Here is a 22,374-nt window from a genome sequence, read left to right as displayed (position 1 = left end):
GCAAGCTGTTGGAATTATTGACACACTAAGCGGACATGCGCCCATTCCGTGAGAGCGGTGCCCCTAGTCCACGATCGTCGTCGCGCCGGTGCCAGCGTCATACCCATAGATCCAATCGACACTGATCGGCGGGGGCGCGACCGGCTTCCGGTTGTTGTTAAATTGATCGCGGGCCTGCAGCTGGACCTTTTTGCCTCTCGGCTGGCGCTCACGATCATAGGCCAGAAGTCCGGCGCCTGGATCGTCCTTGTGCTCGAACAAGATCCTCGCCAGGGCCAGACCGTCTTCCATCGACTGGGCGGCCCCCTGAGCGAGGGTCGGCATCATAGGATGAGCCGCATCCCCGAGAAGACCAATCCTGCCATTCACCCAGGTCTCCAGTGGCTCACGATCATAAATGCCCCAGCGATAGCAGCTCTCTATCTTCCGGAACATATCGAGCAAGGCATCATTCCAGCCGGCATAAGCTTCGAGCATCTCATAGACGCTCGACGGAACCGACCACGACTCCTCAGCCCATTCCTCCGAGACACGTCCCGCAAAGATGTTCATGTATTTACCGCCGCGGACTGGATAGCAAATGACGTGGCCGGTCGGGCCAATCCAGCCAATGTAATCCTTGGTGTGCAACTCCACTGACCGATTTGGTCCGACTTGAGAAGGCGCATCTTCCATCGGCACCGCTGCACGCCAGCAGATCTGATTTGTAAAACGTGCCGTGCTTTCGCCAAAAACCACCTTCCGCACGGCCGAGTGAATACCATCGGCTCCGATAACGACGTCTGCTTCGATCTGCGTTCCGTCGGCAAAAATGGCCGTCGCACCGTCTTTGGTATTGGCAACGCCGACACAGCTTTTGCTGAGATGGATTGCGTCCGACGGTACTTTGCCGATCAGAGCCTCGTGAAGATCTGGACGATGAGCCATCATGTAGGGCGCGCCGAACCGCCGCTCCATCAGCCCGTCCCACGGATTTCGAAAGCGAAGATCAGCCGTGTCCCATGTGAGCGAAACCATCGAGGACGGTTCGACGGCGAAGCTCTTCAACTCATCGAGAATACCAATTGCGCGCGCAACTTTAACAGCGTTGGGACCAAGCTGGAGACCAAATCCCACTTCACCAAGGTTTGCTGCCCGCTCGTAAATGGACACTTCAAACCCACGCTGATGAAGAGCTGCGGCGGCTGTCATGCCACCAATCCCGCCACCAATGACAGCAATACGCTTCGCACGATTTCCCAATACGACCTCCCTATGAAGTCCTTGTTGCTTAGTGAAATAAGACATCATCGGATGAAATTTGACAACGTTGAGTGCAGTTGCCAGTTTCTCGACAACAACAAAATTCGGGGAGATGCTCGTGGGCTTGCAGCGCTGGCTAATCACTTCAATTTCTTGCGCACTGTTGTTCGGGCTTGAGACGATTGCGCCGACTCAGGCTGCGGAATTCAAGCCGAACGGCCCCGTGACCATTGTCGCACCATTTGCTGCCGGCGGAACCGTTGATCAGGTCGCGCGTGAACTCGGACGAGGCCTGGAAACGGTTTGGGGCGTGCCCGTGCTGATAGAAAACAAGCCAGGTGCCGGCAACATTCTTGCCGCATCGGCCATCGCGCAGTCAAAGCCGAACGGTCAAAAGCTGTTGCTGGCTTCGACATCTATTTCAGTCAATCCAAGCGTATATAAGTCCTTGCCTTACGACACGGACAAGGATCTTTCCGCAGTCAGTTATCTCGCGGCCTCGCCGAACGTCCTTGTGGTGCGGCCGAAAATGAACATCAAGACACTCAAAGAGTTGCTTGATCTGGCCAAAACAAGCAATCCACCGTTGCAATATGCTTCTGTCGGCAAGGGCAGCGCGCATCACTTCTGTATGGAGCTTCTGCAAATCGAGGCCAACGTGAAGTTGACGCATATACCCTACAAGGGCGTGTCGCCCGCATTGGCTGCCGTGCTGGGCGATGAAATCGGAATTTACTGTAGCGACATACTGGGGGCGATGGAGCCGATCAAAAGAGGCCAACTGATCCCCTTGGCTGTGACGAGCAATACAAGAGTGAGCGTCTTGCCCGACGTTCCGACAATGGCGGAAGCTGGCCTGCCGAATTACAACAACTCGGGATATCTAGGGATCATGGCTCCGGGCGAGACACCGCGGAACATTCGCGAAGCCCTCAATCATGACATCCAAGTGGTCATCAAGGAATCCGCCTTCCAGAAACGCTTCGCCGATCTTGGCTACGATATGGTGGGCGGCACCGCCGACGAATTCGCCAGCTTCATCAAGCGGGATATCGTTCGCTACCGCGAGATCGTAAAGACAGCGAACATCGATGAGGAATAGTTCCGATCATCGGTCGGAGGGCTTAATCCAGCGAACCCACTGGCCAACTCTTATTGCAAAGTCAATAGAACGCCGCTCATATATGGAGTGCCTAGCAGGTAGTCATAGCCTAACGACCAAGTGGCTCCATGTTGCGCAATCCCGGTGGGATAAAGGTTTAGTTTTTGCAGTTCGCGGGTGAATTCAGGAACATCAAAGCCGGCGGATCGAATTTGCCCTGGCGCCCATTCCATGACGATCTGAATATTCGGATTGGCTTTTAGTGTTTCGCTGATCCCCGCGAAGGCAAGAGGCTCAGCTCCTTCGACATCGATTTTCATGTGATCGATACGACCCGACATTCGCTCTAGCAGGCTATCGATCCGGTAGGATGGAACGGAGAATTCTACCGATGGGGCCTCGCCCATTCGCTCTAGCTTTTCTAAGGGTTCAACAATGATGCTGGTGTTACCTGGTCTTGTATCGCGTCGGTGAAGCGTGAGCGAGCCATCTTGGTTTGAAATGGCCCCGCAAATAGCTTCGGCCCGGCCTTCCAGAAAATTGATGTAGATATTGTCCCGCATAAGAGCAAAGGTTTCTGGATCTGGCTCAACGCCGATCGTGCGTCCTTCGGTTGCCAATCGACCCATAAGGGCGGTGAAAAAGCCAAAATTCGCGCCGATATCGACGCAATGGTCTGCCTTCGTGACATGGGAAATGAAAAACTCAGCTATCTCGGGCTCATGCTCACCATGGGTGATAAGATGAGGAGCAATAAGCCTATCGTTCCCGGGAACTAAGTAGGACAGACTGAAGTCTTGGAATGTCGCCTTGCTCAGAACGCGGCCATTTCCAACATAGGTGGCCCTGCCACCGTGTTCCATGGTTTCGATACGTGCAAGCTTCTGTTGAAGCGCGCCAACTTGTTCTGACAGGGTTTGGATTGAGTTCTTGATGTCGAGCAAGATGTCAGCCTGCTCGGGTTCGCGAAATAGCCTCGACAGCTTCATTTTGAGCTGATCCCCCCAATTTTTTGGATCTGGAAGAAATCAAATCTGTCGCATTGTGGCAAGCACCAGCCATCGCAGCGATCCGAGAGGGGTGGCTGGCGTTTGCGTCGAGGAACATCAGCCGAACATCGCGGCGTCAACGACATGAGGGATGATGAGCTTGCAGCTATTGTTCGCTCGCGCGGCTCATCCTGAAGCGCCGGACGATCCATCGCAGCTTAACAGATCCGTGCTCTCATGCTGGTTTTGAGCCAGCGCGGATTGTCGAATGAAACAGCTAAGCATTTGATTCGATTGGCGCGCCCAAGGGGAATCGAACCCCTGTTTTCGCCGTGAAAGGGCGACGTCCTAGACCGCTAGACGATGGGCGCGGGGATCGCGGGAAATGGAGACGCCAGCGGCGTTTCCGCAAGAGGTCTCGCGAACCGCCGCCGGTATAGTCACAGCCCCTGCCCGATGCAAGCCATAGACGACGTTTTTGCCGGCGATTTTCGTGGAGTTTTTGTCGCCTTGCCGCGCCGGCGCCGCTGGCGTGGCATTTTGAACGTAAATCGCGGATTTTCGAGGTTAATCCGGCACGGCGGCGTCGATGATGCGCAGCCGTACCCGCTCGTTGCCGCCCCAGCGGTCGATGGAAAGCGTGCCTGCCAGGTGCAAAATCTCGCCGCGATGGCGGATCAGGGCCTGGCCGAGCGGCTTTTCCAGCGCCCGAAAGGCCACGGCGTCAATGCGGGCAGAATCACCCGACTGGGCACGTACCCGTACGTGCTGGGTGCCGACCTGAGAAGCATCGAGAATGCGCAGCGACGGCAGAGCAAACACCGGCTCCGGATTGCCCGAGCCGAAAGGTCCTGCCCGTTCCACGTCGGCGACCATTTCCTTGCGCGCGCCGCCAGCGGTCAGCGCCGCGTCGATGATAAGGGCATGTTCGGCCCGGGCGCGTGCCACGGTCTCGCCGAGCCGCTCCTCGAGCCAGGCGCGGAAGGCACCGAGCTTGTCGCGCTCGACCGTCACGCCCGCCGCCATGGCATGGCCGCCGCCTTTCACCAGGATGTGTGCTTCGACAGCGGCGCGCACCGCCTTGCCGAGGTCGACGCCGGGAATGGAGCGGCCGGAACCCGTGCCCGTGAGCCCGCCCATGGCGATGGCGAAAGCCGGCCGGCCGAACCGCTCCTTCAGCCGTGCCGCCACAAGGCCAACGATGCCAGGATGCCAGCCTTGCGAAGCGGCGACGACCACCGCAGCTCCTTCTTCGTCGAGACCGAGCGAGGCTAGAGCTTCCGCCTCCGCTTCGGCGACGGCCGCCATTTCGAGAACCTGACGTTCCTTGTTGAGACGATCGAGTTCGGCGGCGATGCGCACCGCCTCCGCTTCGTCATCGAGGGAGAGAAGCCGCGCGCCGAGCGAAGCATCGCCGATACGCCCGCCCGCATTGATGCGCGGCCCGATCATGAAGCCGAGCGAGAAGGCCTGCGGCGGTCCATCAAGGCCGGCGGCATCGAAGAGCGCGCGCAGACCGATGCGGCCGCGCCCGCGGATCACTTGTAGGCCAGTGCTGACGAAGGCTCGATTGAGACCGCGCAGCGGCACCACGTCGGCGACGGTGGCGAGCGCCACGAGGTCGAGGCTCTTCAAGAGATCCGGTGCCGGACGGCTCTCACGCCAAAAGCCCTGCTCGCGCAGGCGCCGATTGAGCGCGACCAGGGTCATGAACACGACGCCGGCGGCGCAGAGGTAGCCGAGGCCCGAGAGATCATCGAGCCGGTTCGGATTGACGATGGCGCTGGCCGAGGGCAGCACTTCCGGCGCCTGGTGGTGATCGAGCACGATGACGTCGAGCCCAAGCGTGCGCGCATGTTCGAATGGCTCGATGCTCGCCGTGCCGCAATCGACCGTCACCAGCAGGGTCGCACCGTCGGCAGCCAAGCGGCTGATGGCATCGTTGTTGGGGCCATAGCCTTCAAAGATGCGATCGGGAATATGGACGGCGTGGTCGCTGCCGCAATGGCGCAGGAAGTCGGCGAGCAAAGCCGACGAGCATGCGCCATCGACGTCATAGTCGCCGAAGATGGCGATCCGTTCGCCCGCCGTGATGGCCTGCGCCAATCGCGCGATGGCCGGCTCCATGTCCACCATGGTGGCTGGATCAGGCATGGCGTCGCGTACGGTTGGATGCAGGAAAGGCAGCGCCGTTTCAGGCGTCACGCCACGGCCGGCAAGAACACGGGCAAGAATGTCGCTGATGCCGAACTGCTGCACCAGGGCTTCCGATATGGCACGCCCGTCCGGCCCCAGCCGATCACGCCAGGGCACGCCCGTCACCGAGCGTTCGACATTGAGGAATGCGGGCCGAACCGCCGTGTCCAACATGGACGCATGGTAGCCTGCCGGAAGACCAGCAGCGACAGCGGGCGCGCGTCAGAACCCCAGTTGTCCCATGCCAAATGCACGCAGTTAGACGTTTTTGGCCCGAAAATCGCTTTAGATTAGGTGAAAATCAGATCGTCGCGGTCCCAGCGATCAGGCGGCTTGCGTCCGTTCTGCGGAGCCGGCGCCGCCTGCGGCTGTGGCGCAACCACCGGCGCGGCAGCTTGTTGGACGGGCGGTTCAGCGATCTCGGCCGAAGCCAGCGGTGCTTCTTCGACTTGAGCGGGATCGTGGCTCAGTTGCACGTGCTCGCGATTGACGTGCCCCATGGTGCGGGCCGAGCGCAGCAGATCGTCGCCGCGATAGCCGTCGATCGGATACATGGCCGAGTTGCTGCGCAGCGCGATGTTCTTGCCGGCGAATTGCGGGAAACGCATTTGCGCGAAAGTGATGGCGCGGCGGATACGTTGTTCGATCGGCACGAAGTCACCGCGCTGGCGCATTTCAGCGAGCAGGATGCCGTATTCGCCGTCGCCCAAGCGCGCCACCACGTCGGAAGGACGCAGCGCCGCGGCGATGCTGTCGCGCACGCCAAGTTGCAAATCCTCGACTTCTTCGCCGGTATGATCGAGGCGCAACGCCTCGAGATTGGTCATGGCGATGAACAACACGCCGGTCTTCAATTCGTCGGCAAGCGCCGTCGGAATGGCTTCGTCGATCAGCCGCGGCAGATCGGCGGCAGCTACTGGGGGACGCGTGCGCGGTGTTTCGGGCGATGCGTCTTTCTCGGCTTCGCTGGCGGCTTGCACCGGCACGGTGCGATGGTGGCGCACGGCATCGGCGAGACGCATGACTTTGTTGGCGTTGCGCGCAACGACGAGACCATAGGCGCACATGATGCCGAGCACTGCGAGCCCGGCGAGAATCCACATTTCCGACATGCGGCTACCGGCATTGGCGAGCGCCTGCGCCTGCAACGGCATCTGCCGCAGCTCATCTTCCATCAAGCCCGTGGCGGCGGTGGAGACTGCCTGCGAGGCCTGGTTGATGCCATCGGCATGAACGACGAAATAATCGGTGCTGCGACGATTGCCGGCGAGATCCTCGGACAAGGCGCGGAAGGCCGCGTCATAGCGGCTGCGCAAATCGCCGTAGAGATTGCTGAACTGGACACGCGTCGCGCTGCCCTCGGCATAGTTGCGGGCGATGGCGTTGGCGGAAGCGTCGAGCTGGCTCATGGCCTGGCTGAATTTGGCGGTGAGCGTGCCGCGCGGCACGGCGGCCTGATTGCGGAAATCCATTTCGGTGGCGGCGAGCTGCGCCGGGAAACGGGCGAGTTGGGCGATCTGCTGGGTCTGCGCGGTCGCGCGCGCGGCGACATCGCCCTGGCTCGAGACGATGTATTGCGTCCCGATCGTTGCGATGCCCAGAGCCATGCAGGTGGCGATCAGGGCCCCAACGATCCCACGTCCAGCCTTTTGCGTCGTCAGCATCGATTAGCGCCCCGAAAGTCCAAGTTCCAGCTCTACCCCGTCCAAACTCTATGGGGCGCGGCGTCTCAGACATAATCATATCGCTAAATGTCGTTTATCTTCTGTGAAGCTTGCGGCCGAAGAAGGCGAAATCTGACAAGAGATTATGGCCCATCTCGGGACATTTCGCATCCATCTTGAGCTGGACCAGGCCATTTGGCCGATTAGCCCCTATTTTGCCGCCGCGAATTCGGCGCGACGGTCATGCCTGAGCAGAACCACGAGAAGCGCCGCCACGAACGGCATGACCGCCAGGATCAGCAGCCCGGTCGAGGTGCTGCCGGTGCTGTCCTTGATCCAGCCGATCAGATAAGGCCCGCCGAAACCGGCTAGATTGCCGATGGAATTGATCATCGCGATGCCGGCGGCCGCCGAAGCACCACTGAGAAAAGCGGTGGGCAAGGTCCAGAACAGGGCGAAAGTGCAGAAAATGCCGATCGCCGCCAGGGTCAGCGCCACCATGGTAAGGATCGGGTCGGTCAAGGTGCTGGCGGCAGCCAGGGCCAGCGCGGTGAGCAGCAGCGGCAGCACCACATGCCAGACGCGCTCGCGCGTTCGGTCCGAATGCCGGCCCCAGAGGACCATGGCGATCGAGCCGAAGAGATAAGGGATGGCCGTGACAAAACCGGTCTGCAGATTGCTGAGGCCGAAGGCCTTGACGATCTGCGGCAGCCAGAACTGCATGCCATAGAGAGCCGCGACGAAACCGAAATAGACCAGGCTCAGCACCAGCACTTTCGGCGACGCCAAGACCTCGCTCAGTGTCATGTGCTGCGCCGTCTCCTTGGCGCTCTCTTCCTCGGTCAGCCGTGCGATGAGCCATTGCTTCTGTTCGCCGCTCAACCAGCCTGCCTGCGCCGGGCGATCGGTGAGATAGAACCAGGTGACAATGCCAAGCAGGATCGACGGCACGCCTTCGAGAATGAACAGCCATTGCCAGCCACGCAGGCCGCCGAGACCATCGAGGCCAAGCAGATAGCCGGAAATCGGCGCACCGATCACCGTCGACAGCGGCACGGCGACCGTGAAAGCCGCGAGAATGCGGGCGCGATATTCGGCCGGATACCAATAGGTCAGATAGAGAATGATGCCGGGGAAAAAGCCAGCCTCGGCGACGCCAAGCAGAAAGCGCAGGATGTAAAAACTGATCGGCCCGCCGACCAAGGCCATCAGCGCCGAGATCAGCCCCCAGGTCACCATGATGCGCGCGATCCAGCGGCGGGCGCCCACTTTGTGCAGAATGACGTTGCTCGGCACTTCGAACAGGAAGTAGCCGATGAAGAAAATGCCGGCGCCCCAACTGAAGATCAGCGGGGAGAATTTCAGCTCGTCGTTCATCGTCAGCGCGGCGAAGCCGAGATTGACGCGATCGAGGTAAGCCAGGAAATAGGCCAGGATCAAAAAGGGAATGAGCCGCCACGACACCTTGCGCATGGTGGAGGCTTCGATATCGGCAAGGCTTCGCGCCGTCGAAGATACGGACGTCCCAGCTTCAGCCATGCGCGTTTGCTCCCCGGCCCCGTCAGACAGGCAACCGCTGCGCCCGAATCCTGGCGGCCTCCTGACATTTCACTTCAATGGCCGGCCGAGGTCCAGCCTAATCTGATTTATGAAATAAACTGATTAGGATTTTGATTTTACATAACTTTAAAAAATGAGCCGCCCGTTGGTACGGGCGGCTCGTCGCAACGCTTAGACTTGGGCGTCGCCGATTACGATTTGGCGACGCGGCTCGCCTGCCACTTGGCATCGGTGCCGTTGGTGCGGGCGGTGCCTTCAATGGCATCGCCGTTGACCTTGCCGGTATATTCGGTGCTGCCGGCGGTAAAGGTGATCGTGTCGCCGACCAGTTTGCCGTTGGAGATCGGCGCCACCACATTGCCGGTCGTCACCGTGCCGGTGAACTGCTGGAACTTCTGCTCCAACTTGATCTCGCTGTTGCCGCTGCGCCAGCCGCCGTCGACCTTGGCCGGCACGATCCAGAAATAGGCGCGGCAATAGGAGGTGCAGTCGGTCGTCGCCTGCACCTGATCGTCGGCCTGCCATTCACCCATATCGAAAGTGTTGGAGACGATGCGGGTGCCGGGCTTCATGTCGAGAATCTTCGGGCGCAGCCGCAGATTGATGTTCGGCAGAAGGAACATGGTGATGACGGTCGCCTTGGAGAAATCGCTCTCGAAGAGATCCGCCTTCTCGAATTTCGCCTTGTCGGTGACACCCGCCTCGGCGGCGTTGCGCTGCGCCAGCGCCACCATGTCGGGATTGTATTCGATGCCGAGCGCATTGATGCCGCGCTTGGCGGCGGTGATGACGGTGCGGCCGTCACCCGATCCCAGATCGATGACGAAATCGCTGGTGGTGGCCTTAGCCATGTCGAGCATGCGATCGACCAGGGCTTGCGGCGACGGCACCCACACCACGTCCTTGCCCTGCTGACCGACCGACGGCTTGTAGTCGGTTGAGGGCGCCGGCTGGGCCTGCGCCAACGCGGCCGAAGTCAGGCCGAGACCGAGCGCGACCGCGAGACAGGTCATCGACACAGAAGCTTTCAACGTCATACGTTCCTCCGATGGCGGCCCAACGGGACCTCGAGACTAAACCTAGAATTCTCACGCGTTTTCTTGAGGCGAACCGGTATCCACTTCGCCCGAAAACGCCAATGGCGTCATTCGCGGATCGACCACTCCCGCCTCTGAACCGGGAACGGCTTTCTTGAACGAGGGCGAAGGTCGGGCTCACCCTCTGAAAAGTCAAGCGTTCCGGGCCATGGAGGATAATGTCGCCGCACTGCAAAACGTTCCAGCAGAGCGATGTAACGGATATGTGATCGTGCGCGGATATCGGTAGGAAATCCCACATCATTCCAGCTTCGTAATGACGGAGAGATGAGGGGTGAAGAATGAGAAATTTTATCGCCGGGTATCTGTCCGCCGCGCTTTGCATGTTGGCGCTCGATGTAGTCTGGCTGTCTGCGACCGCGCAACCGCTTTACCGGAACCAGCTTGGAGATTTGTTGCGCCCAGACTTCAATCTGGCGCCCGCCATCTTGTTCTATGCGCTTTATGTCTTCGGCATCGTCTGGTTCGCAGTTGTGCCGGCGCTGGCCGCGGGACAGTGGACGACCGCGCTTCTGAATGGCGCCCTGCTCGGCCTCGTCGCCTATGGCACGTATGACCTGACCAATCAGGCGACTTTGGCGAAATGGTCGACAATCATCACGATCGTCGACCTGTGTTGGGGAACGTTCCTGACCGCTCTCGCCGCGACCGCCGGATATTTCGGCGCGCGCGCCTTCGCTGCCGGCTAATTATTTCGCCAGGGCAACGGTGCGGTTCAAGCCCGCCGAAAAGCCTTTCAGCGAAATCGCAAAATTGACCGGCGTCGTGCTCTCGCTCGGCGTGGCGGTCAATTTCAACGTAGCACCGCCCTTCAGGGCATTGGACGTCGCCGTGTCGAATTGCAGCGGCACGATACAGCCGGCCGGCACGCAGGTGCGCACGCGCAACGGCTTGCCGAACGGCTTGTCGTCGAGCTGCATGGTGATGCCCGGCTCGAACAACAGGCCGAACGGCATCACCAAGGTCCCGCTGAGCGAATTGTTGTCGCCGGGAACGAGTTCGATCGCCAGCACGCGCTGACGGTTCTGGCCGAACTGCTCCTGCCCGAGCGCGCACCGCTTGGCATTGTTCTGGGTGACGCAAGCCACCTGCCAATCCTCGAACGTCTCCCGCAGGGAGGTGGCACCGCCGGGAAGCGCGCTTTGCGCAGCCGGCGACTGAGTTGACGGAGATTGGGCCAAAGCCGCCCCCGTCGCCAAAACCGTTCCCGACATCAGAGCAGCAAATATGACAGAACGAAGCACGGTGAATCCTTCTTAGAATTTCACCGCCAGATTGGCCTTCAGGCTCTGATCGTTGGCGGCGCGGGCGAACTGACCGCTATAGCTGATCCCAAATGTCGCAGCCGGCGTCAACATCAGATCGAGGCCCGCCTCAGCCACCGCTGCATCGCGGGCGATGGCAATGCCGGAGATCGTGAACGGGGCGCCGCCGGCGAAGGCGAACACCGCCTGCGGCGTCACCGCGCCGAAGGCATGGCGCCAGCCGAGCGTACCGCGAACCGTCAAGGCCATGCCGCCGAGGTCGAGCTGGCTCGAGGCCCGCAGACCGAGCGTCGAGAAGGTGATGCTGCTGGTCCTGCCCTGGCTCGTCAGAGCCGCCGCGCCGCCTGTTTCGCGGAAGCCATTGGTGCGCAGATTGACATAGGCGAGGTTGGCGAAGGGCTCGAAGCCGAAGCGGCCCGCATCGATCCGATAGCCGAGATCGCCGAACACCTGCGTGGTGCGCGCGTCGTAGCTACCGCGCAAGGAGTCAGCGAAGCCCATGAAGGCGACGGAGCGGCTCGTGCGGATGTCGTGCCAAGTGTGCATGACGCCGGCGCGGAAGCCGAACGCCCCCCATTGCGTGCCGGCATAAAGACCTATGTGATAATTGTCGCTTGAGCCCGACGAGGTGCGGCTGCCAGCGTTGAAGCTGGTGTTGCTGTAGCCGGCGAGCATGCCAAAACGGACAGGCATCGCAAGCGTGCCGAAATCAGGCGTGTCGACACCGACGGTGAAGCCGCCCGTCGAACGCTTCAGTCCTGCCGCATTGCCATCGCCGTTCCAGCGGCCCCAGGAGCCATAGGCCTGGCCCCAGATGGCGAAACGTTCGACCGGCGCCAGCCGCACGGAGGACGGGCCACCTGGCGCATAGGACATGACCGGCACACTCGCCGCGCCCGGCGCTCCGAAGGCGCTGCGCAGACGATCAAGCGCGCTGCCACGCACGAAGCGGCTGTCCTCGACCAGCGCCGTGCTGATCGAGGCATGCGTGTCACCTGAAAGCTGATCGAAGGCGGCGCGCGCCTGGGCATCGGTGGCCAAGGCGCCAACCGCATTGGCCAATTGTCCCGGCCCGAGGCTGTCGAGGCCGCGTCCCGTCGAGATCTGGTTCGGCGTCCAGCCCGCATCGGCGAAGTTGCGATATTTTTGCACTTCGAGATAGGCGTTGTTGGCGTCGTAAACATCGACGAGCTTCACAAAGGCGGTGCCCGCGGGCAGACCCGTTACAGAATTAAAATGACCGCTGACACCAGCGTCGGCAGTGAGCACGGTGTAGCGCGTGCCGTAAGCGGCTATGCCACCTGATGCATTCACCGCCAGCGTCGCGCCATTGATCGTCGCAGTGCCCGATGTGCTGAACCTGTCGGCCGCACCAGCCGCGTTGATATCGATCGCCAGGGTGCTACCGGCCGCAAAAGTGGCATTGCCACCCGTCTGCCGGATCATATCGCCAGCGCCGCCGTCTATCATGGTCAAAAGACCTTGATTGGTGAACTGGGACAGATTGGACCATTGCGTCATCTGGGCGATACCAGCGGAGCTTCCGCCGACAAAGGTGCCGTTGTTAACCAGCGTACTCGCGCCGCCACCAAAGTCGCTGGTTCCGCCGGCGCTGTTCCAGCTTCCGTTATTGAGAAACTGGGTTGCGGCGCCAGTGAGTTGAACCGTGCCGACGATCGAACCAGCGTTGGTCAACGTCAGCGTCGCGGCATTGGTTTGGATCGCCATGTCATTGGACAGGCCTGACAGATTGCGGACCGCGCCAGATGAGGAGACGTTGATGATGCTGGCGCCGCCAATCAAAGTCAGGCCATTCATAGCGCCGGTCACGGTACCGGCAATCTGCACATTCACCGCGTGGGTGCCGCTCGCTATGATGCCGCTGCCTGATGTGCCCGTCACCGTGCCGCCGGTGATCACAGTGATCGCGCCGGTACCGGCGTTGGTCGCCTCGATGCCCGTCGTACCCGAGACATCGCCGTTGGTCGTCACGCCGATGGTGCCTGCGCCAGCTGCACTGGTCTGACGGGCGACGATCGCAATATTGCCCGTCGAGCTGACCGCACCTGTCGTCACCGACACATTGCCGCCCGTCGTCAACGCGAACACACCGTTGCCTGACGTCGCCGTCACCGGGCCAACCGTCTTCACCGTCGTTGAGCCCGTGCCGAAGTTCTCCGCGTCGATACCGAAGCGCGCGTCGATCGCGCCATTGGCCGTGATGTCGATATTGCCGGTACCCGCCGCCGGGAAGATCGCGCCGACGATGCCGGCATTACCCGCCTTGACATCGCCGTTCGCCACGATCGTCACATTGGCGCTCGTCGATTGCGTCTGAACGTCGATGCCGTCCTTGCCCCCGGCCAGCGCCGTCACCGCGCCAGTCGTGACGCTGATGTTGCCGCCGGTGGCGGTGTCGCGCACCACGATGCCCTCGCCCGCCGTCGAACTGCTGGCGCCCGAGATATTGACCGTGACCGTGCCCGAACCGTTGTTCTTGATGTTCGCCGCGTCGCCGCTGCCACCGACGAAACCGCCGGTGCCCGTCACCGAGATATTACCCGCACCGCCGGTGCCGCCGATCAAGCTCAGGCCACTCGTGGCGCCCGTCACCGTGCCAGCCACCTGCACGTCTACCCCGGCGTTGCCCGTCGCCTTGATGCCTTCGGAGAATGTGCCCGTCACCGTGCCGCCGGTGATCACAGTGATCGCGCCGGTACCGGCGTTGGTCGCCTCGATGCCCGTCGTACCCGAGACATCGCCGTTGGTCGTCACGCCGATGGTGCCTGCGCCAGCTGCACTGGTCTGACGGGCGACGATCGCAATATTGCCCGTCGAGCTGACCGCACCTGTCGTCACCGACACATTGCCGCCCGTCGTCAACGCGAACACACCGTTGCCTGACGTCGCCGTCACCGGGCCAACCGTCTTCACCGTCGTTGAGCCCGTGCCGAAGTTCTCCGCGTCGATACCGAAGCGCGCGTCGATCGCGCCATTGGCCGTGATGTCGATATTGCCGGTACCCGCCGCCGGGAAGATCGCGCCGACGATGCCGGCATTACCCGCCTTGACATCGCCGTTCGCCACGATCGTCACATTGGCGCTCGTCGATTGCGTCTGAACGTCGATGCCGTCCTTGCCCCCGGCCAGCGCCGTCACCGCGCCAGTCGTGACGCTGATGTTGCCGCCGGTGGCGGTGTCGCGCACGGTAAGACCTTCGCCGGTCGCCGCGGTGATAGCACCGGTAATGTTGATGTTGACCGTACCGGCGCCGTTCTGAAGCACATCGAAGGCGTTGCCGTTACCGTTGTTGGTGATCGCACCGCCCGTATAGATGATCGGCCCGCCGGCGGCGGTGACAGACAGTGCCGCCGTACCACCGACCGTCGGCGTGTTGCCTGCATCGACGCTGATCGTGCCGCCATTCGTGACGGTGACACCGCCAGCGCCCGTGTTGGAGAAGGCGATACCGAAACCGCTGACCGCTGCGCCCGGGTCAATCGTGAGCTGAAGCGGAGTTGCCGAATTCCCCGAGTATTCCCGGTCGTTGGGCGTATTGGTCGCAAAGGTCGTATTGCTCGTGGAGGTGGTGTCACACTGCACAGTCGTGCCGACGACTGTGCAGGCCGCCTGGGCGCCTGTGGGAACGAACAGCGTCGAGCTTGCCAGCACGACCATCCCCGCCGCCGACCGCAGCGCGAGCTGGCTGGTCTCAGACAGAAATTGCACGCGCAAACGGACAATCCGGTCGGCAGCGCCGACCGACAAAGCGGTAAATTCCATGGATACCAGTCCCCTACGGTATAAACTCACGACTACGCAAATCTACCGACTGCCCAGTTGGGACTTTCCAGGGTTTTTACCCATTGTCAATGTTTGAAGCTCAGGCGCAACAGTATCTTGCCGGAATCTCCGGGTAAGGACTGCCAAAAGCCTCTTGTGCTTTGCCCCTGAGCGCTCTCGGCTAGGGATGCGGGATTGCCCCCGGATTGAGCTGCTCCATGACGCGCTTCTGCACGGACGCAAGATGGGCGCGCATGGCACGGTCGGCGCCATCAGGGTCGCGGCGCACGATGGCTTGGGCGATGGCGCGATGCTCCGTGTCGCGCGTGGCGATGCGCTGCGGCGTCGCCGGACGGTTGCTGCTGCCAAGCCGCACGCGTGCGTCGCTCGAAACCTGCCGCAGCAGGCTGTACAGCGAGGCCGCCAGCTTGTTGCCGGAAGCGGCGGCGATCAGCTTATGAAAGGCCACGTCCCAAGCGCCGCTGTCGACGTCGCTCGCCGTGGTCGCGGCCTGTTCGATACGCGCCATTTCCTGCGGCGAGGCCCGCACCGCCGCCAGCCGCGCCAGAAACGGCTCGATGGCGATGCGCATTTCGATCACTTCCATCGGATTGGTGGCCCGCACCAGGCTCTCGCCATCGTGACTGACCAAAGACTGCCGCTTGGCCCGCGCCGGTTCCAGTTCACCATTGGCACGCAAGGCCAGCAAGGCGCGGCGCAATTGATGGCGCTTGACGCCCAGGGTTTCAGCCAGGTCGCGCTCGGACGCAAGCTTCTTGTCCGCCGCCATGGCGCGGATGGCATCCTTCAACTCTTCCAGATCGTCATCGGGCTTTTGGGCCTGAGAGAGCTTCGCGCCGCTGGGCTTGCGAGGGGTGGAACGGGTACTGGACACAATCGCTGTCATGAAGGCTGTCTTCGAACCTCGAGGAATGTGGAGCCTGGAGCGACCGGAATCGATCTCCGCAGAAACTAACGGGCGGATGCCACGCAGGACAAACGTGCCGGTGAACTTACCCCGCAATTTGTACATCGGTCGGCTCGATATCTCAACCAAAATTTTTGGTTGAGTCTACGATCGCCTCTCAGAACGCTTGTCCCAACTCACAAAATAGCCCTGAAATACCGATATTTTGTGATTTTGCACTGCATCAATGCAATGTGCACTGCAATGATGCACAGGCGTCCAACATTTAACCAATATCATTGGTTGTTTTTGGTTGACCTCGGTCGGGTTGCGCGCCTAACTTGCCCTCATTCAGCGAGAGGCTAACGGGAGGCCCGCATGTCCGACACTCTATTGCGCAACCGTGATGTGGAACTGAAGGCGCTCTACGACGACGTCGCCGCCAACCACATGTTCCCCTTCTGGGCGACGTCAGCCGATGTGGCGCATGACGAAATCAAGCAGCTCATGGCGAGCCCCAAGGCCGTGCCTTACGTCTGGCGCTGCGCCGAGGATATCGAGCCTATTCTCAATCGCGCCGTCGAACTCATCACCATGGATGATTCCGAGCGCCGTTCGCTGGTGCTGGTCAATCCGGGCCTCGCGCCGCGCCGCGCCACCGTGTCGACCATGTACACGGCTTATCGGCTCAACGACGCCAACGAGATCATGCCGCCGCACAAGCATTCACCAAGCGCGGTGCGTTTCGGCCTCAAGGGCCAGGGCAATTTCACCGGCGTCGACGGCGAGAACATGGTGTTTGGTCCCGGCGACCTCGTGCTGACGCCCAACGACACCTGGCACAATCACGGCACCGTCGGCAACGAACGCGCGCTCAACCTCTCGGTGCTCGATCTGCCGCTCGTCGAGACGCTCAACGCCATCCACTTCGATCACGACTATAAAGAAGAAATCGATGGCAAGATCGTGCCGCTGAAGCAGCAGACCGAGCGTTTCACACCCGACTATTCGCAGAAGACCTATGGCTATGGCGGCCTGATGCCGCGCTTCGCCGGCACCAAGTCACGCGGCGCGGGCTATTCCTCGCCGATGTTCCTCTATCGCTGGGACATGGTGCGCGAGCTCTTGAACAAGCATCGCGAGAACCCGGGTGACGAGCACGATGGCCTGATGGTCGAATATATCGACCCGACCACCGGTCAGCCGGTGTTCAAGACCATGACGTTCTTCGCGCAGATGCTGCATCCGGGCGGCAAGACCCTGCCGGTGCGCACGACATCGAGCCTGCTCGTCTCGCCTTTCGAAGGCCAGGGCTATTCCATCGTCAACGGCAAGCGCATGGACTGGAAAGAATATGACACGCTGGCCATCCCCGGCGGCTCCTGGTTCGAACATCACAACACATCCGACAAGGAGCCGTTGGTTCTCTTCGTCGCCAGCGACGAGCCTACGCTGAAGAAACTCGATCTCTACAAGAAGTGGGGCAAGAGCGCCTCGGGCCAAGTTTCACAACTGGTCTGACCGGCCATTGGCCTGACGTTCCGGCCGGCCATAGGCGCCCGCCCCCTACACTACTTTTCGCAGGAGTCTTCCGTGCTCGACAAACCCGCCCGCCAATCCAACACGACCCACATCGCCCGGATCGAAACACCGGGCGGTGGCCAGGTCTGGGTGGAAGGCTCGACCATGTATGTCGGTCATATGCGCCCGACTTCGGGCACGACGATCATCGACGTCGCCGACCCCCGCAAGCCCAAGGTGATCTCCGAGATCGAAGTGCCGACCGGCTGGCACTCGCACAAGGTGCGCGTCAAAGACAATATCATGGTCGTCAACGTCGAACGGTTCGGCAAGAACCAGCCGGGCGACATCGGCGGCGGCCTCAACATCTATGACGTGTCCAATCCGGCGCAGCCGAAACTGCTGTGCGAGTGGCGCACCAAGGGCGGCGGCGTACATCGTTTCGATTTCGACGGCCGCTACGCCTATATCTCGCCAACCGCCGAAGGCTATGTCGGCAATATCACGATGATCCTCGACCTGAAGGACCCGACCCGTCCTGAAGAAGTCGGCCGCTGGTGGATTCCCGGTCAGTGGCAGGCGGGTGGCGAAGCCTATCCGTGGGGTAACGACTGGCCGACGCCGCGTTGCCACCATCCGCTGCGCCACGGCGACCGGCTCTATGTGAGCTACTGGCACCACGGCTTCTTCATTCTCGACATCTCCGACATGTCGAAGCCGACGCTGGTCTCCGCCTACAACACCAGCCCGTCCTATCCGCACCCCACCCACACCTGCCTGGTGATGCCCAAGCCCTTGAAGGGCCGCAACATCATGATCGTGGCCGATGAGGACGTTGCGAAACTGTGGCCGTCGCCACCGTCGTTCACCTGGGTCTACGACATCACCAACGAGCGCCTGCCCGTGCCAATCTCGACCTTCCAGGTGCCGGGCCTTGATCCCGACGGCAAAGCGCAGCCAGCGATGACCGGTTGTCATCAGCCCTCGGAGCGCTTTTCCGGCACGATCGTGCCCTTCGCCTGGTTCGCGCAGGGTCTGCGCATCGTCGACTTCGCCGACCCCTACCAGCCCAAGGAGATTGGCTACTACGTGCCGCCGGCGGCACCGGGTGCCGATCGCCCCTCTTCCAACGACGTCACCATGGACAGCCGTGGGCTCATCTATCTCGTCGACCGCGTCAGTGGCGTCGACATCATCGAAGCGGACGCTTTTCGCTAAGGACCTGTCATGACTGAGACGCGTAACGACGTTTATCCGATCGGCAACAAGAACCCGAACCTGCCGTTCCATCCGGCCGTGCGCGCCGGCGACTACATTTTCGTTTCCGGCCAGGTGGCGAAGGATGCCGATGGCAACATGATTTCCGGCACGATCGAGGAAGAAACCGCCGCGACGATCGAATCTATTCAGCGCATCATCGCGCTCGAAGGCTGCACGCTCGCCGACGTGGTGCGCGCCACCACCTATCTCGAGGATACGCGCGACTTCGGCCGCTACAACAAAGTGTTCGGCCAATATTTCAAGGACGCCACCCTCGCCCGCACCACGATCGAAGCGCGCGCGGTGATCAGCACCAAGATCGAAATCGAAGTGATCGTTTACAAGCCGATCAAGGGCAAGTGAGCCGCTAAGGGAGATGCCATGATGCTCGCCGAGACCGTCGCCCCCGCCCCTTCTGTCGCTTCCCTGCCGGAGACGGCTGAGGCGCAAATCATCGGACGCCATATCGCCGTCGATTTCACCCATGCGGGTCGGCGCCAGCGCGTCTTGCAGAGCGTCAACATTTCCATTCCGCGCGGCAGCTTCGTTTCGCTGATCGGGCCATCCGGTTGCGGCAAGAGCACGCTCTTGAAAGTATTGGCCGGCCTCGTGCCGCCCAGCGAAGGCTCGGTCACCGTCGACGGTATCGCGCCGGAAGAGGCCGCCAAGAAACGCGTGATCGGCCTCGTCTTCCAGGAAGCGACCCTGTTGCCGTGGAAGAACGCGCTTGAGAATGCTGCCTTCCTCTTGATGACGGCGGATGAATCGATCGCCAAGTCGGAAGCCTTCGGCCGCGCCGAAGCGATGCTGAAACTGGTCGGCCTGCGCGACGCGGAAAAGAAAATGCCGTCGCAGCTTTCCGGCGGCATGCGCCAGCGCGTCGCCATCGCCCGCGCGCTCGCGCTCGATCCGCAGGTGCTCTTGATGGACGAGCCGTTCGGCGCGCTCGACGCCATCACCCGCGAAGAGATGAGCGAATGTTTGCTCGACATCTGGGAGCGCACCGGCAAGACCATCGTGCTCGTCACCCACTCCATCGATGAAGCCGTGCTGCTCTCCGATGAAGTGCATGTGATGGGGACCGGCCCTGCCCGCATCATCGAAACCCTGCCGATCACCGTGGCCCGGCCGCGCGGCGAGGAAAGTTATTCGGAACCCGCGTTCAAGGCCGCCGAAAAGCGCCTGCGCGGTCTGTTGATCGAAAGCCACAGGAGGACGTCGTGACGGAAGTGGTGCAAAGCGGCGTGTCCCAGGCCCGATCAGACAACGTGCGCAAGCCGCTGCCGGACTTCATCCCGGCCGCCGGGCTGATGATCGCCGCCCTCCTCGTGTGGGAATTGGGCGTGCGCCTGTTCAACGTGCCGGAATTCGTCGTGCCGGCGCCGAGCGCCGTGTTCCGCTCGTTGATCGAGAGCCGTTATCATCTGATGGTAGCGGCCAAGGTGACCGCTATCGAGGTGCTCGTCGGCTTCATCCTCTCGGCGGTGGTCGGCATCGCCGTGGCATTGGTCATCTCCCGTTTCGAACGCTTCGGTCGGGCGCTTTATCCCCTGATCGTCCTGTTCCAGAACGTGCCGAAGGTGGCTTTGGCACCGATCTTCATCCTGTGGTTCGGCTATGACATGGCGCCGAAGCTGCTGCTCATCGTCGTCATCGCCTTCTTCCCGGTGACCATCGACATGCTCGCCGGTCTGCAATCGGTCGAACCGTCCTTCGTGTCGCTGATGAAATCGGTCGGCGCCAACAAGAACAAGATCATGTTGCGGGTGCGTATCCCCCATGCGCTGCCGCATCTCTTCGCCGGCCTGAAAGTGGCGATCACCTTCAGCGTCATCGGCGCCATCGTCGGCGAATTCGCCGGCGCCAATGCGGGCCTCGGCTACGTGATCCAGTTTGCCTCGACGCAATTGGATACGCCGCTGGTCTTCTCAGCTCTGCTCGTCATTTCGGTGCTCGGCCTTGCCTTCTACTACGTGGTGGAACTGGCCGAACGGTTCCTCGTGCCGTGGGCTCCGAAATACGACACGAGGCAACGTTCTCACTAACCACAACAACAAGCCAATCCAAACTGAACCAGAGGACCAGACCTATGAGAAGATTAGCGTTCGCCGCCCTCCTCGTCGTCGCCGGCTCGGCCGCCCATTCGGGTGCCCAGGCCGCCGATAAGGTCAGCGTGCAGCTCGACTATGTGGTGCGCGGCAATCATGCCATGTTCTTCGTCGCTCAGGAAAAGGGCTATTACGCCAAGAACGGCATCGAAGTGACGGCGATCCAGAAGGGCACGGGCTCGCCCAACGCCATGCGTCTGGTCGGTAATGGCAACGCCGAATTCGGCTTCGGCGATTTGCCGACGCTCGCCGTGTCGCGTTCGCAGAACGTGCCGGTGGTGGCGCTCGCCGCCGTCAACCAGCACAGCCCGCTGGCAATGCTGTCGCTGGCCAGCAAGACGAAACTGACCAAGCCGCAGGATCTCAAGGGGCTCAACATCGGCGTGCAGCCGTCGGGCTCGACCTACGTCTTCCTCAAGGCCTTTCTTGCCACCAACGGCATGACGCTCAACGACATCAAACAGAGCACGGTGACGCCGCCTTACGAGAACTATCTGCTGCTCGGCCGTGTCGATGCGGTGCCCGGCTATATCGATGCCGAAGTGCCGGAATTGGAAGCCAAGGCCGGCGGCCCGGGCTCGCTGTCGATCATGCAGGGCTCGGACTTCGGCTACAAGGTCTATGGCTCGGGCCTGTTCACCACCGAGAAGATGATCGCCGAAAAAAGCGACGTGGTGCAGCGTTTCGTCAACGCCTATATGCAGGCCTTCGCCGATGTGGCCAACAATCCGGCTGAAGCCGCCGACATTATCATCAAGGCCAATCCGGAATATGCCAACCGCAAGACCGTGCTCGTGCAGCAGATCGAAGCCGACGTGAAGCACAGCTTCTTCAGCGACGACACCAAGGCCAATGGCATCGGCTGGATGACGGAAGCGGTCTGGGCCTCGACGGTCAAGACCCTGGTCGAGCAGGAAGTGATGAAACAGTCGATCCCGGCCGCCTCCGCCTTCACCGACAAATATCTCAAGGGCGCCAATCCGCTGAAGCGATAGGCGTCAGGCTACCACTAGAGGAGAGTACCAAATGATCCGTGTTCTTGGCCGGCAAACCTCCGGCAATGTGCAGAAAGTCCTGTTCTTCCTCGAAGAGGTGGGCGTGCCTTATGCGCGCGAGGACTACGGTCGCCAGTTCGGCAACACCAACACCGACGACTACCGTGCGCTCAATCCCAACATGAAGGTGCCGACGCTGGTCGATGGCGACGTCACCACCTGGGAATCGCACACGATCCTGCGTTATCTTGCCGCTTTGCATAAGCCGGAATTCAACGGCGCGACGCCGGCCGAGAAGACGCAGGTCGAGCGTTGGATGGATTGGCATCTCGGCTCGCTGAACGCGCCCTATCTCGCCGTGTTCCGCGATGCCAAGAAGCCGGAAGCCGAACGCAGCGCCGATTTCGCCGCCCAGGCGGCCGATCTCGTCGCGCAGATGAAAATCCTCGACGGTGCGCTTGCCGGCAAGGATTGGCTGGCGCTCGGCCGCCTGACGCTCGCCGACATCGCCATGGCGAGCGTCGCCAAGCGCTGCCTGGAATTCCCAATCGATAAGCCGGAACTGCCGAACCTGACCCGATGGATGAAGGCCATCGAAGGCCGCCCCGCCTTCCAGGTCGCCATCGGCAGCAAGGAAAGCACTATCGCCAAGGCGGCGTAAGTATCGACAACGAGGCGCGCCGGG

18 protein-coding genes and 1 tRNA gene are annotated in these 22,374 nt (G+C 61.4%); 9 read left to right on the top strand and 10 right to left on the bottom strand.

Annotated elements, in window-relative coordinates:
* Positions 1-63: 63 nt before the first annotated feature.
* Positions 64-1,386: an FAD-dependent monooxygenase gene (locus OIM99_RS14025; protein ID WP_311851041.1), complete on the bottom strand. Its 1,323-nt coding sequence runs from the start codon at positions 1,384-1,386 to the stop codon at positions 64-66.
* Between OIM99_RS14025 and OIM99_RS14020 the strand changes: the two genes are divergently transcribed.
* Complete coding sequence (locus tag OIM99_RS14020; protein ID WP_311851040.1) at positions 1,361-2,344, top strand: tripartite tricarboxylate transporter substrate binding protein; 984 nt, start codon at positions 1,361-1,363, stop codon at positions 2,342-2,344. The two genes, OIM99_RS14025 and OIM99_RS14020, sit on opposite strands and share 26 nt — an antisense overlap.
* A gap of 50 nt (positions 2,345-2,394) precedes the next feature.
* Here OIM99_RS14020 and OIM99_RS14015 read toward each other — a convergent pair whose 3' ends face one another.
* From OIM99_RS14015 to OIM99_RS13990, 6 genes are all read right to left on the bottom strand, one after another.
* On the bottom strand, positions 2,395-3,333 hold the full coding sequence (locus OIM99_RS14015; RefSeq protein ID WP_311851039.1) for an FkbM family methyltransferase: 939 nt from the start codon (positions 3,331-3,333) through the stop codon (positions 2,395-2,397).
* 295 nt (positions 3,334-3,628) lie between these two features.
* Positions 3,629-3,704: transfer RNA gene (locus tag OIM99_RS14010), tRNA-Glu, on the bottom strand.
* 196 nt (positions 3,705-3,900) lie between these two features.
* Entirely contained in the window at positions 3,901-5,703 is a 1,803-nt protein-coding gene (gene recJ, locus OIM99_RS14005; protein ID WP_311851038.1) for a single-stranded-DNA-specific exonuclease RecJ, read from the bottom strand.
* Between the two features lie 116 nt (positions 5,704-5,819).
* Complete coding sequence (locus OIM99_RS14000) at positions 5,820-7,193, bottom strand: diguanylate cyclase domain-containing protein (protein WP_311851037.1); 1,374 nt, start codon at positions 7,191-7,193, stop codon at positions 5,820-5,822.
* A gap of 210 nt (positions 7,194-7,403) precedes the next feature.
* Positions 7,404-8,732, bottom strand: a complete 1,329-nt coding sequence (locus OIM99_RS13995) for an MFS transporter (RefSeq protein ID WP_311851036.1) — start codon at positions 8,730-8,732, stop codon at positions 7,404-7,406.
* 212 nt (positions 8,733-8,944) lie between these two features.
* Positions 8,945-9,790 (bottom strand): class I SAM-dependent methyltransferase, encoded by an 846-nt coding sequence (locus OIM99_RS13990; protein ID WP_311851035.1) that lies wholly within the window; start codon positions 9,788-9,790, stop codon positions 8,945-8,947.
* A 341-nt stretch (positions 9,791-10,131) separates the two neighbouring features.
* On the opposite strand from OIM99_RS13990, the gene OIM99_RS13985 reads away from it, so the two are divergent.
* On the top strand, positions 10,132-10,539 hold the full coding sequence (locus tag OIM99_RS13985) for a DUF2177 family protein (protein ID WP_311851034.1): 408 nt from the start codon (positions 10,132-10,134) through the stop codon (positions 10,537-10,539).
* On the opposite strand, the gene OIM99_RS13980 is transcribed toward OIM99_RS13985, so the two are convergent.
* The 3 genes from OIM99_RS13980 to OIM99_RS13970 all read right to left on the bottom strand — a co-directional run bounded on the left by OIM99_RS13980 (position 10,540) and on the right by OIM99_RS13970 (position 15,805).
* Positions 10,540-11,094 carry an invasion associated locus B family protein gene (locus tag OIM99_RS13980; protein WP_311851033.1) on the bottom strand — a complete coding sequence of 185 codons (555 nt, stop codon included), beginning with the start codon at positions 11,092-11,094 and terminating at the stop codon, positions 10,540-10,542.
* Positions 11,095-11,106: 12 nt separating this feature from the next.
* Positions 11,107-14,898, bottom strand: a complete 3,792-nt coding sequence (locus tag OIM99_RS13975; RefSeq protein ID WP_311851032.1) for an autotransporter domain-containing protein — start codon at positions 14,896-14,898, stop codon at positions 11,107-11,109.
* Positions 14,899-15,079: 181 nt separating this feature from the next.
* Positions 15,080-15,805, bottom strand: a complete 726-nt coding sequence (locus OIM99_RS13970; protein ID WP_311851031.1) for an FCD domain-containing protein — start codon at positions 15,803-15,805, stop codon at positions 15,080-15,082.
* Between the two features lie 378 nt (positions 15,806-16,183).
* Here OIM99_RS13970 and OIM99_RS13965 point away from each other — a divergent pair, with 378 nt between their 5' ends.
* The 7 genes from OIM99_RS13965 to OIM99_RS13935 all read left to right on the top strand — a co-directional run bounded on the left by OIM99_RS13965 (position 16,184) and on the right by OIM99_RS13935 (position 22,350).
* Positions 16,184-17,326, top strand: a complete 1,143-nt coding sequence (locus OIM99_RS13965; RefSeq protein WP_311851030.1) for a cupin domain-containing protein — start codon at positions 16,184-16,186, stop codon at positions 17,324-17,326.
* A gap of 72 nt (positions 17,327-17,398) precedes the next feature.
* The gene (locus OIM99_RS13960; RefSeq protein ID WP_311851029.1) at positions 17,399-18,544 is read left to right on the top strand and encodes a hypothetical protein; all 1,146 of its coding nucleotides are present in this window, start codon (positions 17,399-17,401) and stop codon (positions 18,542-18,544) included.
* A 9-nt stretch (positions 18,545-18,553) separates the two neighbouring features.
* Positions 18,554-18,949: a RidA family protein gene (locus OIM99_RS13955; protein WP_311851028.1), complete on the top strand. Its 396-nt coding sequence runs from the start codon at positions 18,554-18,556 to the stop codon at positions 18,947-18,949.
* An 18-nt stretch (positions 18,950-18,967) separates the two neighbouring features.
* Positions 18,968-19,810 (top strand): ABC transporter ATP-binding protein, encoded by an 843-nt coding sequence (locus OIM99_RS13950; protein ID WP_311851027.1) that lies wholly within the window; start codon positions 18,968-18,970, stop codon positions 19,808-19,810.
* On the top strand, positions 19,807-20,631 hold the full coding sequence (locus OIM99_RS13945) for an ABC transporter permease (RefSeq protein WP_311851026.1): 825 nt from the start codon (positions 19,807-19,809) through the stop codon (positions 20,629-20,631). Before OIM99_RS13950 ends, OIM99_RS13945 begins: the two co-directional genes overlap by 4 nt.
* Before the next feature lie 44 nt (positions 20,632-20,675).
* Complete coding sequence (locus OIM99_RS13940) at positions 20,676-21,689, top strand: ABC transporter substrate-binding protein (RefSeq protein ID WP_311851025.1); 1,014 nt, start codon at positions 20,676-20,678, stop codon at positions 21,687-21,689.
* A 31-nt stretch (positions 21,690-21,720) separates the two neighbouring features.
* The gene (locus OIM99_RS13935; RefSeq protein WP_311851024.1) at positions 21,721-22,350 is read left to right on the top strand and encodes a glutathione S-transferase family protein; all 630 of its coding nucleotides are present in this window, start codon (positions 21,721-21,723) and stop codon (positions 22,348-22,350) included.
* Positions 22,351-22,374 lie beyond the last annotated feature (24 nt).

The sequence above is a fragment of the Methylocella sp. CPCC 101449 genome (assembly GCF_031921685.1).
Taxonomy (GTDB): Bacteria; Pseudomonadota; Alphaproteobacteria; order Rhizobiales; family Beijerinckiaceae; genus Terripilifer.
The sequence above is the reverse complement of the archived record's forward strand: the minus strand, read 5'-3'. Positions and strand labels throughout refer to the sequence as shown.

Excerpts from the sequence above, each read along its gene's own strand:
- OIM99_RS14015 (WP_311851039.1), bottom strand. The coding sequence starts at position 3,333 with ATGAAGCTGTCGAGGCTATTTCGCGAACCCGAGCAGGCTGACATCTTG.
- recJ (WP_311851038.1), bottom strand. The coding sequence starts at position 5,703 with ATGTTGGACACGGCGGTTCGGCCCGCATTCCTCAATGTCGAACGCTCG.
- OIM99_RS14000 (WP_311851037.1), bottom strand. The coding sequence starts at position 7,193 with ATGCTGACGACGCAAAAGGCTGGACGTGGGATCGTTGGGGCCCTGATC.
- OIM99_RS13995 (WP_311851036.1), bottom strand. The coding sequence starts at position 8,732 with ATGGCTGAAGCTGGGACGTCCGTATCTTCGACGGCGCGAAGCCTTGCC.
- OIM99_RS13990 (WP_311851035.1), bottom strand. The coding sequence starts at position 9,790 with ATGACGTTGAAAGCTTCTGTGTCGATGACCTGTCTCGCGGTCGCGCTC.
- OIM99_RS13985 (WP_311851034.1), top strand. The coding sequence starts at position 10,132 with ATGAGAAATTTTATCGCCGGGTATCTGTCCGCCGCGCTTTGCATGTTG.
- OIM99_RS13975 (WP_311851032.1), bottom strand. The coding sequence starts at position 14,898 with ATGGAATTTACCGCTTTGTCGGTCGGCGCTGCCGACCGGATTGTCCGT.
- OIM99_RS13970 (WP_311851031.1), bottom strand. The coding sequence starts at position 15,805 with ATGACAGCGATTGTGTCCAGTACCCGTTCCACCCCTCGCAAGCCCAGC.
- OIM99_RS13965 (WP_311851030.1), top strand. The coding sequence starts at position 16,184 with ATGTCCGACACTCTATTGCGCAACCGTGATGTGGAACTGAAGGCGCTC.
- OIM99_RS13955 (WP_311851028.1), top strand. The coding sequence starts at position 18,554 with ATGACTGAGACGCGTAACGACGTTTATCCGATCGGCAACAAGAACCCG.
- OIM99_RS13950 (WP_311851027.1), top strand. The coding sequence starts at position 18,968 with ATGATGCTCGCCGAGACCGTCGCCCCCGCCCCTTCTGTCGCTTCCCTG.
- OIM99_RS13940 (WP_311851025.1), top strand. The coding sequence starts at position 20,676 with ATGAGAAGATTAGCGTTCGCCGCCCTCCTCGTCGTCGCCGGCTCGGCC.
- OIM99_RS13935 (WP_311851024.1), top strand. The coding sequence starts at position 21,721 with ATGATCCGTGTTCTTGGCCGGCAAACCTCCGGCAATGTGCAGAAAGTC.